We start from the raw sequence: 10,576 nt of genomic DNA, 5'->3' as shown, positions 1-10,576 counted from the left end.
TCGCTAGGCAAAATCTCCCCAGCGCGCCTGAAGAACACTGATCGCCGCCAGTGGTGCCGTTTCGGTGCGCAGAATTCTCGGCCCCATGGCCATGCAGTGAAAGCCCAGCTCGATGCTACGGGCAACCTCATCGTCAGTGAGTCCGCCTTCGGGGCCCACCAATAAGGCAACACTTTTTGGGGCCGGCGGCGGAGCGACATCCTCGCCGTGGTGAGGGCTGAGTACCGCTTTGTAATCGGCGCGGCAGCTATCGATCCAGTGCTCAAGTTCCTGAGGGGCGGCGACATCTACCAGCTGACTGCGGCCGGATTGTTCGCAGGCGCTGATCATGACTTGCTGCCAATGCCGCCATTTCTTTTCTTCGCGCTCGGCATTGAGCTTCACATCGACCCGTTCGCTGCGCAAGGGCACTATCCGCGCAACGCCCAGTTCAGTCGCTTTCTGAACAACCCAGTCCATACGGTCGCCCTTCGAGAGACCAATGCCAAGCTCAATTCGCAGCGGTGACTCGCAGTCCTGCGAGCTGTCGACATCAGTGACCGAGCACCACAACTGGCGCCGGTTGGCGTCGGAAATGGTGGCCAGATAGTCGTTGCCGTCGCCGTTAAACAGGCGCACAGAGCGGCCCACTTTCATGCGCAGCACCTGCAGCAGGTAGTGTGCTGCGCGCTCCTCCAGCTCAAGCTGCTGGCCATTGCTTAGGGCTTGCGAGGTATAGATTCGGGGAATTCGCATTATCTAACTACCTTCCCCGTTACAGTGCTTTGATAAACGCTTTTGAGTTGCGCTGAAAGTTGTAGAGTTTCTGCTTGGCTTCGGGCAATTCGGTAAAGGGGCATTGCACGTAGCCCTGCTCTTGAAACCAATGAGCGGTTTGCGTGGTTAGTACAAAAACCTGGTTTAGCCCCTGTTGCTGGGCTTCCCGCTCAAGTTGGGCCAGCAATCGCTCGGCGCGATCGGCGCCGCGGTAGTCGGGGTGCGTGGCGACGCAGGCTATTTCCCCGGCGCCGGCTTCGGCGTAAGGGTAAAGTGCTGCGCAGGCGATGACCATGCCATCGCGAACCAAAATCTTGAAATGACCGATTTCATTTTCCAACAACTCGCGCGAGCGTTTCAGCAATACGCCCCTCGCCTCCAGCGGCTCAATTATCGCTAAGATGCCACCGATATCGTCAATGCTGGCGGTGTGGAGTTGCTCGTAATGTTCCTGGGTTACCAGCGTACCCGCGCCGTCGCGAGTAAAGAGCTCTTGCAATAGGGCGCCGTCCTCGGAATACGAGACCATATGGCAGCGATCAATGCCCAGGTCTCCGGCGTCAACAACCGCCTGCACGATGCTGTCTCTACCCAGGGTGGGCTGTCGTTGCAGTTCGGCATCGACATCACGGTATTCGCACTGGCGGATCAGGCGCTGTTCGCTGTCTAATAAACCTGCGGCGCCAGTGAGCAAAATCAGCTTGTCGGCTTTTAGGGTCGCGGCGGTATGAACGGCGACGTCTTCGGCGCTCAGGTTGAAGATTTCTCCCGTTGGCGAATAGCCGAGTGGCGACAACAATACGATGGCCTGCTGATCCAGCTGCTGGCGGAGTGCGCTGGCATCGACCTTGCGGACCACGCCGGTGTGCTTAAAGTCGACTCCGTCGATCACGCCCATCGGGCGGGCTGTGACAAAGTTGCCTGAGCAAACGCGAATGGCCGCCCCGTGCATGGGCGAGTTGGCAACGCCCATCGACAGCAGGGCTTCGATATGGGCGCGCAGTGAGCCGGCAGCATCGGTTACGCAGCGCAGCTCTTGTTCGTCAGTAATGCGTAAGTCATTGTGGAATTGGCTGGACAGGCCTGCGTCGCTGACGCGCTGTTCTATCTGAGGTCTGGCGCCGTGCACGAGCACCAGCCGCACCCCAAGGCTGTTTAGCAAAGCGATATCGTGCACAATATTCGCGAAATTGGCATCGGCTATCGCCTCGCCGCCGAGCATCAGTACAAAGGTTTTTCCACGGTGGGCGTTGATATACGGTGCGGAATTTCTAAACCATTTCACGTATTCGGTGTGTTCTGACATGGCGGTGGCCGCTTGCTGTGTTAATAGGGGTATTTTGTTTGCATGGTCAGTAGCTTACAAGGCATTTTTGAAAAATGCTTGGGCCTAGTGAGTGCAGGGGGCCGCGGTGAGGCCTAGCCGGCAGCCTTCGCAGGCTGTGGAGCAGTGGGCGAGCGAGCTGGCCGAGGATATCGACCGGCATTTCCTGCAAGCACATGAGCGGCTGGATGAGGTGTACCGTCGCGAGTTCAGAGCCTTGCCCGCCGTTGTGCGCCGTCACTGGCAGCACCGCCGAGATATTCCGGCGGATTTAGCGGCACTGCCACGCAGCCTGTGGCGGATCGTTCGCCGCAGACCTCACAGCGTCAGGCCGCTTACCGGTAAAGAGCAGGCTGTTGCCCGGCTGTTGGCAGACCACGTGATTGACCTCTATGGGCTGCAAACGCTGCTGATGAATCGGCTGGCGTCTCACCCAAATTACGACCCCAATGCGGTCGCGCAGCTGCAGTCCGAGTTGGCGCCCTTGCAGCCAGGGTTGGCTGAGCGGCGCCTGAAGCAAGCCGTCGCGCGATGGGGGCTAAGCCAGGATAGCAGTCGCGATATGCTGGTGTTCCTCGCTCTCGGGCTTGCCGGCAGAGGCCTGAGTGACAAAGTGTTGTTTGGCAGCGCGTCTCTGTTGGGGGCGTCGGCAGCCAGCTCTTTATATATTGCAAATCAAGGCTGGTTAGCCGCTTGGTGGTCGAGTTGGGTTGGTGTGCCCGCATGGGTTTCAATCAGTGGTGCGGCGGCGGGGATGGTGGGCGTATTACTGCTGACACCGCTAGCTGCGCCCTTTGTTGAGTGTGGCATGAACCGGATGTGGCGTCGGCAACGCTTGCACCGATTGTTAGACGAGGTGCATCGCCAGCTGCGTCCGCCGCTGCGCGAGCAACTTTGGCATTACGGCAGCTACTTGCAGTTTTTGCCTGATTTACTGTTGTTGCTGCGGCAGCTCAAATAAAAGATGTATTGGCAGGGCTGGCGCGGGTTACACTCCGCGACTTTCTAGCCGCTATTTCTGGGGGTGGTGTGGCAACAGAGCCATTGGACAGCGCGCAGTCGCGCGAAGCGATGTTTGATGAGCTGGCAGCGGCGCTGTCGGAGCGCGGCTATGCGGTTATTCAATCTGCGCTTCCCAGCCGCTTAGCGAGTCCGTTGCAGCAGCGAGTCGCTTCTCTGGATGACAGTGCCTTCCGCCCTGCGGGAGTGGGGCGACAGCAGGCCTATCAGCGCGATGACTTTGTGCGCAGCGACCATATACGCTGGTTTTCTGACAGCGAGCCGAGCGAGGCGGGGTATTTGGCGTGGATGGAAATGCTGCGCGTCGGTATCAATCGGCGGCTTTTTCTCGGCTTGTTTGATTATGAGTGCCATTTTGCGCGCTACGCTCCGGGTAGTTTTTACAAAAAACATGTCGACGCTTTTCGCGGACGTAGCAACCGCGTACTGTCGACGGTGTTTTATCTCAATCCGCAGTGGGGTTCTGCCGATGGCGGTGAGCTGCTGATATACAGTGGTGACGGTCAGGTGGAGGCGTCGGTTAAGCCGACGATGGGAACCCTGGTGGTGTTCCTCAGCGAGACGGTTCCCCACGAAGTGCTCCCCGCCGCGCGCCTGCGCCATAGCATTGCAGGTTGGTTTCGGGTCAATGCGAGCTTGGGGGCAAACATCGACCCACCGTCGTAGCTTACAGGCGCCGCAAAATACCCAGACTATTCACACGCTCGACCGCTTCAAATAAGCCGGAGGCAAGTGCCAAGCGATAGATGGCAATAGGCGCTTGACCGCCCTCTTCGGGGTTGGGAAATAGGTCGTGAATAGCCAGAATGCCGCCGCGTTGAATGTGGCTTGTCCAGCACCGGTAGTCGTTTAGGGCTGCCTCGAGACTGTGCCCACCATCGATGAAGACCATTGCTAACGGGGTTTGCCAATGCTTGGCACACACTTCGGAGGGCGCAACCAGCGGCACCACCCACTGCTCAAAGTTAGCGCGACGGATATTTCGGCGAAACTCTGCAAAGGTGTCGAAGTGGGCGTCGTTGGCGTTGTACAGCTCGGGGTCGTGAAACATTTCCCCCAATTGGTGTTCTTCTGAGCCGATGTGGTGGTCAACGGCGTACACAACACCGCTCTCTGGGGCGCTATCCTGGCAAGCCTTGGCAAGATAGAGAGTAGATTTCCCGCAATAGCTGCCCACTTCTAACAGGGCGCCCCGCGGGGCTTGCTCGCAGCCGTGGCGGTACAGGGCATCGGCTTCGTCATCGGCGAGAAAGCCTTTCACAAGGGCGATATCGATGGGCAGAGAAACGGGCATGGTGTTCACCAAAAAATACGGAAGCGAAACCTTAGCCAAAGTCCTGTCGGTGAGCAACTTACCATACTGTCAGCTTTCACTCTGTTGTGTCGCGTGTCTATACTGATGAGCTTATTACCTCGATCTGGAGAACAACATGCTTAAGCTCTATGGGTTTGCTGTGAGTAATTATTTCAACATGGTTAAGCACAGCCTGTTGCATAAGGGCATTGATTTTGACGAGGTCACGGTATACCCGAGTGCCGAGCCCGACTACCTGCGCAAGAGCCCACTGGGCAAGGTGCCTTGCATTGAAACCGATCAGGGCTTCCTCGCAGAGACCAGCGTGATAGTGGAGTACTTGGATGCGCGCTACCCAGACCAGCCGCTGCTCCCAAGTGACGAGTGGCAGCGAGCGAAGTGTCGGGAGTTAATGAAGATTATCGAGCTGTATTTAGAGCTTCCTGCTCGCCGGTTGCTGCCAGCGGTGCTGGGGGCAGCAAAAGCCGATGACAGCGTTGTCGCCGAGGTTGCTGAGGCACTCGACAAGGGCGTTCGGGCGCTGTCGGCGCTGGTTTCGCCTCAGCCCTTTGTTATGGGTGAGCAGATGACGGCTGCGGATATTGTATTGCGCTACGCTCTGGTCGTTGTTGAGCTGGTTAGCGGCGCCTTGTATCAGCGAGATATCTGCGCCGAAGTGGCCGGTCTGCCTGAGTGGAAAGCGCGCATGGCGGAGATGCCCATCAGCCAGCAGCTGGATGCGGAGTCTGAAAAAGCCATGGCGGCCTTCATGGCAATGGTTCAGGGCAAGTAGCCCGCTAGCATTGGCAGGCTCAGTCGGCCAGTGCTTCCAGTTGTTCTTGCAGTTCCAGCCACGCCTCTTCTGCAGTGTTGTTTTCTGTTTGCAGGCGCGCCTGCTCAGCCAATAGTGTTTTCAATTCTTGTTTGTTGGCCTCGTCGTACAGGCTGGTGTCGGCGAGCTGAGCTTCTATGGCCTGCAGTTGCTCGGCGACTTTTTGCAGTGTCCGCTCTAGTTTTTTGATCTCATTGTTGAGGGGGGCCAGTTTTGCGCGTTTCGCGGCGGCGTCTTGGCGCGCTTTCTTCTTGTCGACAACGGGCGCCGTGCTGGCCGACTGCGGCTTATCGCCAAGTTCTCTGTTGCGGCTCAATAGCCATTGGCGGTAGTCATCCAGGCTGCCGTCGAAGGGGCTAACCGAGCCATTGTCGACAAGCAGTAGCTCGTCGACGGTATTGCGCAACAGGTGGCGGTCGTGGGAGACCACAATCACCGCACCTTCAAATTCCTGGAGGGCGCTGGTGAGCGCGTGACACATCTCCAGATCCAGGTGGTTGGTGGGCTCATCGAGTAGCAAGACGTTGGGCCGCTGCCAAACAATAATGGCGAGTGCAAGGCGCGCTTTTTCACCGCCGGAGAAATGTAAGCAGCTACCCTCGGCGCGCTCACCCTTAAAGTTAAAGCCGCCGAGAAAGTTACGAATATCCTGCTCTCGGGCGTCGGGCCGGAGACGCTGAAGCTGCAACAGCGGGCTGGCATTGAGATCCAAAGACTCCAGTTGGTGTTGGTGGAAATAGCCCATGTGCAGGTGTTCGCCGCTGTGGCGCTGCCCGCTGAGTGGCGCTAGCGTGCCCGCGAGGGATTTCATTAGAGTCGACTTACCCGCGCCATTAGCACCGAGCAGGCCTATTCTGCTGCCTGGGTGAATGCTCAGGTTTACCTTGTTGAGTAAGGGCTCACTATACCCCAGCGCGGCATTACTGAGTCCCAGCAGCGGGTCGGAGTACTGGCTCGGCGCATAAAAGCGAAAATGGAAGGGGGAGTCCACATGCGCGGGGGCGATCTCGCTCATGCGCTCAAGGGCTTTAAGTCGGCTTTGTGCCTGCTTGGCTTTACTGGCTTTGGCGCGAAAGCGGCGCACAAAATCTTCCATATGGGCGCGCTCAGCCTGCTGCTTTTCATAAGCTTGCTGTTGCTGCGCCAGGCGCTCTGCTCGCTGGCGTTCGAAGGCACTGTAATTGCCGCGATAGCGATGGAGCTGATGGTGTTCCAGGTGAACGACAAAGTCGCAGCAGGCGTCGATAAAATCTCGGTCGTGGGAGATAAGCAGCAGCGTACCTTCATAGCGTCGCAGCCACTGTTCCAGCCACAGACTGGCGTCGAGGTCCAAGTGGTTGGTCGGTTCGTCGAGCAGCAAAAGGTCTGATGGGCACATCAGGGCCTGGGCTAGATTGAGGCGGATGCGCCAGCCACCTGAAAAGTCGCTGACCGGCTTGTCCACCTCTGTCAGCGCAAAGCCCAGCCCCTGCAGGAGTTGTTCGGCGTCGCTGCGAATTTGGTAGGCGTGGATCAGCTCCATCTCCGCCAACAGCTCGGCAAGGCGATGGTCGTCAGAGCAGGCCTCGATATCGGCCTCGATGCGGCGGTATTGCTGGTGGCCGTCAATCACATATTCGATTGCTGGCCGGTCACTGGCCTCTACTTCCTGGCGCATTTGCGCGATCTGCCATTGCGATGGCATCTGCAGGTCGCCGCTGTCATAGCTGAGTTCATTGCACAGCAGTTTAAACAGGCTGGATTTACCGCTGCCATTGGCACCAACCAGCGCCATGTGCTCGCCCGGATTCACGCGCAGCGACGCCTCCTCTAGCAAGGCTTTGCCACCGCGTTGTAAGCTGAGATTTATCAGTTCAATCATGGGGCGCGATTATAGCGCGGGTGTATGGGCGAGTCGGCAGATTTTATGGCAAGCGAGACAGATTCTTCACAAAGCAGTGTGTTGTGGGACTATGCGCTTGAGCGGTATGCGCGCGATGGCGTCGCCGAATGCTGCGTGGCCTTGCAGGATGAAGCTGGGGCAAACGTACTGTTAATTATCGTTGCAGCCTATCTGGCCGAGCGCGGCATACCGCTGACAGGGTCGCGTGTGCAAGTGCTGGCTAGCGGCGCGAGCGCACTGCAGGCCTCGCTGATAGAACCGCTTCGCGCGTTGCGGCGGGCCAATCGACCGTTGGACGGCGAGGCCTGTGAGCGGCAGCGCGATACCTATCAGAGCTTGAAACAGGCGGAGCTTGCGGCCGAGCGCTGGCAGTTGTCACAGCTCGCGGAGCTAGTTTTGCCTTGGAATCCAGAGCAAGCGCCAACGCGGCAATTATTGCAACGTAATATCCGCGCTGTTGCCGGGGCCGCCGAGAAGTCTATGCTCGACCGTCTCGTCAGAGCACTACGCACAGACCGGTGAGGGCGGCGTTAGAAATCGTCGAACAGGCTTGCCAGGCGGTCTTCGGCCTTATTCGGGTGGCTGGGAATGTCGCTCATCCGCTTTGGCAGACGTTGTCGTGGTGTGGCTTTCTTCGCCAGCGTTGCGGTAGTGCTGGTAGCGTCAACGCTTTTGGGCGTGGCTGGCGCTTTTGCTTTCGGCGGAACCTGGCTTTTGGCCGGCGTTACAGGCGTTTCGGGCTTTTTGGCGGCTGCTGGTTCCGGCTTTGACTTCGGCTTCGGCTTCGGCTTCGGCTTTGATGCGGCTTTGGTCGGAGAGGGGGAGGCGCTTTCTTTCGGCGCGGCCTTGGTACTTTTTGTTGCAGCTGCTTTTGCCGGTTTGGTCACGGCTGGCGCTTTTTTTGTCGCTTTGAGCGATTTTTCGGCATCGCTCATCGCTTTTATAACCGCTTTTTCTTTGCGCAACTGGAGCTTTAGGCTTAATGCTTCACTGCGTAGCTCTGCAAGCTGGGTTTGCGCATCGTCCAGCTGTTGCTGGGCCTTGGTCAGGCTATCTTCCGCCCGCTTGATCAGGCTGGGTTTCTCGCCTTGCTTGTCGCGCAGCCGCTGTTTCGCTTCACTGTGGTTGTGGCGCGCCTTTTCTGTTTTTGTTTTCTGCGTTTCTACTGATTTTTCAATGGCTTGTAGTTGTTTCTCTAGGGTGGCGAGCTGTTTGGCACGCAGCGTTTCCAGTTCTGACTGGAGGCGCTGCAGCTCGGCCAGGGGCTTCTCTTTTACTTTCTTTTTATTGAATACCATATTTGTGGGCCCGCGGAATGATTAAAAAACCGTCAAATTCCATTATACAAACTTGTTGGCGGGAAGCTATCTGCTGGTTGGCGCCAATTTTTGTCTGCGCCTGTGTCTATGTGAACGCTTGTGGCAGACTATGGTCTGACACAGGTGTCGCCGAATGACTCGGCGGTTCCCAATTCCCTGAAAACTAAGGTAGTTTCATGAAAAAAACAGTAGTGGGTGCGGTGGTAATGAGCGGGTTGCTGGCTGCCTGCGGTGGCAATAACTCTGAACCATCATTAGATTCCGAGATTGCGAAGGTAAGCTACGGAATTGGCGCAAATATTGGCTCGCGATTCGGCGACGACTTGCCGTTGGATGTCGATGCATTTAGCGCGGGTGTACGCGACGCCATTGCCGGCGGTGAGCTGAAAATGAGCGATGAAGAGATTATGTCAACGCTGCAGGCTTACCAGCAAAAGCAGATGGCCGAACGTCAGGTAGAATCTCAGGCCCTGGCTGAAACAAACCGTAAAGAAGCCGAAGCATTTCTGGCTGAAAATGCGTCTGCCGAGGGTGTTGTTGTCACCGATAGTGGCCTGCAATACAAGGTACTGGCTGAAGGAGATGGCGCGAGCCCGAGCGAGAGTGACACGGTAGAAGTGCACTACGAGGGAACATTGCTGGATGGCAGTGTGTTTGACAGCTCCTATCAGCGCGGTGAAACCGTAAGCTTCCCTGTGAATGGTGTGATCGAGGGTTGGACTGAAGCGCTGCAGATGATGAAGGTCGGCTCCAAGTGGAAACTGTTTATCCCCTCTGACCTGGCCTACGGCCCTGGTGGCGCGGGACAGATGATTGGCCCCAATGCGGCACTGGTTTTTGAAGTGGAACTGCTGGGCATTAAAGGCAAGTAAAAGAAGATAAGGGCTCTTTTGTGCGGGTGCTCAGAGAGCCCTTATTGGCATTTTACCCCCAATAAAAAAACCCCAGTATTCGCTGGGGTGAATTCTTTCTAGATCGGAGATAGTGCCTCAGGGAGCTTTTGCTGAGCGATGGTATAACGCCGCCATTGTGCAAAGTTTGGGAAAGAGCTGCAAAGCCGTCTCTGCAAAATGGGGTGTTTCACTGCCTAGCAGAAAACCCAAGTGGTGCGATACGTCCTTGTATGCACCGGTGTCATCCTTGACACCTTCATCATAGCTTTTCCTCGTTCTGCCACCAGACGAGATCAGAGCGAGATAATGTGAGACATCGTCTACTGGTGACTGTCGGGGTGTTGGAGCGCATCGTCGAGCATACGGTCAACGGTGGGAAAGTCGAAGGAAAAACCTGCCCTCAGTAAGCCGTCAGGAATAATGCGTTGGGAGCTGTAGAATAACTCCCGCATTTCTCCAAACAGGATCTTTGCGGCAAATTCAGGAATTGAAAACAGCAGGGGCCGCCGCAGTTTATTTGCCAGTAACCGGCTGAACTCGCGATTTGTGACAGGCTCAGGCCCGCTGATATTGAACGGCCCCTCTAACTCCTTGTTCTCAATCAAAAAAAGTAGCGCTTTAACGGCGTCATGGCGATGGATATAGGCCTGCCACTGCTTGCCGTGGCCGAAGTAGGCGCCAACACCGAGTGAAAAGGCCGGCCGCATTTTCGCCAGAGCGCCTGCCTCTCTGTCTCTGTCCAGCACGACCGCAAACCTGGCGATAATGGTCCTGCAGGGGCTGTTGATGCTCTCTTCCCAGCGCTGGCAAAGTTCAGCAGAGAATCCTCGGCCAACTGGGGAATTTTCATTGAGCGCTTTGTCACCGCCGTCGCCATAAATGCCGATCGCCGATGCATTAATGAAGGTGTGAAGTGACGGCCAGTGTTTTACCGCGACGTTTACTTGCTCAGTTGCTGAGAGGCGGCTGCTAAGTAGCCGGTCTTTTTGCTGTGCGCTCCATCGCTTTGCGGCAATGTTTTCCCCGGCCAGATTCACCACGATATGGGCGTCGGTCTCACGCAAGGTGCTGTAATCATGCAGCTGGATGTCAGCTTGCCACTCCTCAAAAATTGCTTGTAAATGGGCCTTCGAGCGGCCCACCGCGTGCACCTTGTAGCCCTGAGCGAGCAGTTGGCAGCATAGTGCCTGGCCTATAAAGCCGCTGGCACCAATAACCGCGACACTTTCCTGTTGTGTTCCCATAACGTGCTCCTT

The 10,576-nt window shown here is 56.8% G+C and carries 11 protein-coding genes; 5 read left to right on the top strand and 6 right to left on the bottom strand.

What is annotated here, in order from left to right; translation table 11 throughout:
* Window positions 1-3 precede the first annotated feature (3 nt).
* Together AC2Q8J_RS09635 and argA are read right to left on the bottom strand one after the other, a co-directional pair.
* Window positions 4-735 carry a 16S rRNA (uracil(1498)-N(3))-methyltransferase gene (locus tag AC2Q8J_RS09635; RefSeq protein WP_288363738.1) on the bottom strand — a complete coding sequence of 244 codons (732 nt, stop codon included), beginning with the start codon at window positions 733-735 and terminating at the stop codon, window positions 4-6.
* Window positions 736-754: 19 nt separating this feature from the next.
* Window positions 755-2,062, bottom strand: a complete 1,308-nt coding sequence (argA, locus tag AC2Q8J_RS09630; protein ID WP_486451159.1) for an amino-acid N-acetyltransferase — start codon at window positions 2,060-2,062, stop codon at window positions 755-757.
* Window positions 2,063-2,168: 106 nt separating this feature from the next.
* Here argA and AC2Q8J_RS09625 point away from each other — a divergent pair, with 106 nt between their 5' ends.
* Together AC2Q8J_RS09625 and AC2Q8J_RS09620 are read left to right on the top strand one after the other, a co-directional pair.
* Complete coding sequence (locus AC2Q8J_RS09625; protein WP_486451158.1) at window positions 2,169-3,041, top strand: hypothetical protein; 873 nt, start codon at window positions 2,169-2,171, stop codon at window positions 3,039-3,041.
* Window positions 3,042-3,109: 68 nt separating this feature from the next.
* Window positions 3,110-3,766 (top strand): 2OG-Fe(II) oxygenase, encoded by a 657-nt coding sequence (locus AC2Q8J_RS09620; protein WP_288363741.1) that lies wholly within the window; start codon window positions 3,110-3,112, stop codon window positions 3,764-3,766.
* 1 nt (window position 3,767) lies between these two features.
* Here AC2Q8J_RS09620 and AC2Q8J_RS09615 read toward each other — a convergent pair whose 3' ends face one another.
* The gene (locus AC2Q8J_RS09615) at window positions 3,768-4,394 is read right to left on the bottom strand and encodes a class I SAM-dependent methyltransferase (RefSeq protein WP_027873251.1); all 627 of its coding nucleotides are present in this window, start codon (window positions 4,392-4,394) and stop codon (window positions 3,768-3,770) included.
* 136 nt (window positions 4,395-4,530) lie between these two features.
* Between AC2Q8J_RS09615 and AC2Q8J_RS09610 the strand changes: the two genes are divergently transcribed.
* Complete coding sequence (locus tag AC2Q8J_RS09610) at window positions 4,531-5,187, top strand: glutathione S-transferase family protein (RefSeq protein ID WP_204994770.1); 657 nt, start codon at window positions 4,531-4,533, stop codon at window positions 5,185-5,187.
* A gap of 19 nt (window positions 5,188-5,206) precedes the next feature.
* Here the strand turns inward: AC2Q8J_RS09610 and AC2Q8J_RS09605 are convergent, their stop codons facing one another.
* Window positions 5,207-7,087 (bottom strand): ATP-binding cassette domain-containing protein, encoded by a 1,881-nt coding sequence (locus tag AC2Q8J_RS09605; protein WP_486451157.1) that lies wholly within the window; start codon window positions 7,085-7,087, stop codon window positions 5,207-5,209.
* Between the two features lie 45 nt (window positions 7,088-7,132).
* On the opposite strand from AC2Q8J_RS09605, the gene AC2Q8J_RS09600 reads away from it, so the two are divergent.
* Entirely contained in the window at window positions 7,133-7,630 is a 498-nt protein-coding gene (locus AC2Q8J_RS09600; RefSeq protein ID WP_486451156.1) for a TIGR02444 family protein, read from the top strand.
* Between the two features lie 8 nt (window positions 7,631-7,638).
* Here AC2Q8J_RS09600 and AC2Q8J_RS09595 read toward each other — a convergent pair whose 3' ends face one another.
* Window positions 7,639-8,406, bottom strand: a complete 768-nt coding sequence (locus tag AC2Q8J_RS09595; RefSeq protein ID WP_486451155.1) for a hypothetical protein — start codon at window positions 8,404-8,406, stop codon at window positions 7,639-7,641.
* 197 nt (window positions 8,407-8,603) lie between these two features.
* Between AC2Q8J_RS09595 and bamJ the strand changes: the two genes are divergently transcribed.
* Window positions 8,604-9,299, top strand: a complete 696-nt coding sequence (gene bamJ / locus AC2Q8J_RS09590; protein ID WP_286837381.1) for a BamJ family beta-barrel-assembly machinery protein — start codon at window positions 8,604-8,606, stop codon at window positions 9,297-9,299.
* Window positions 9,300-9,640: 341 nt separating this feature from the next.
* On the opposite strand, the gene AC2Q8J_RS09585 is transcribed toward bamJ, so the two are convergent.
* Entirely contained in the window at window positions 9,641-10,564 is a 924-nt protein-coding gene (locus tag AC2Q8J_RS09585) for a TIGR01777 family oxidoreductase (protein WP_486451154.1), read from the bottom strand.
* Between the last annotated feature and the right edge of the window lie 12 nt (window positions 10,565-10,576).

This window comes from Spongiibacter sp. C9W (genome assembly GCF_057370015.1).
This window is presented reverse-complemented; position numbering and strand designations above follow the sequence as displayed.

Coding starts and splice junctions, on each gene's coding strand:
- AC2Q8J_RS09610 (WP_204994770.1), top strand. CDS start 4,531: ATGCTTAAGCTCTATGGGTTTGCTGTGAGTAATTATTTCAACATGGTT.
- AC2Q8J_RS09605 (WP_486451157.1), bottom strand. CDS start 7,087: ATGATTGAACTGATAAATCTCAGCTTACAACGCGGTGGCAAAGCCTTG.
- AC2Q8J_RS09600 (WP_486451156.1), top strand. CDS start 7,133: ATGGCAAGCGAGACAGATTCTTCACAAAGCAGTGTGTTGTGGGACTAT.
- AC2Q8J_RS09635 (WP_288363738.1), bottom strand. CDS start 735: ATGCGAATTCCCCGAATCTATACCTCGCAAGCCCTAAGCAATGGCCAG.
- argA (WP_486451159.1), bottom strand. CDS start 2,062: ATGTCAGAACACACCGAATACGTGAAATGGTTTAGAAATTCCGCACCG.
- bamJ (WP_286837381.1), top strand. CDS start 8,604: ATGAAAAAAACAGTAGTGGGTGCGGTGGTAATGAGCGGGTTGCTGGCT.
- AC2Q8J_RS09615 (WP_027873251.1), bottom strand. CDS start 4,394: ATGCCCGTTTCTCTGCCCATCGATATCGCCCTTGTGAAAGGCTTTCTC.
- AC2Q8J_RS09585 (WP_486451154.1), bottom strand. CDS start 10,564: ATGGGAACACAACAGGAAAGTGTCGCGGTTATTGGTGCCAGCGGCTTT.
- AC2Q8J_RS09595 (WP_486451155.1), bottom strand. CDS start 8,406: ATGGTATTCAATAAAAAGAAAGTAAAAGAGAAGCCCCTGGCCGAGCTG.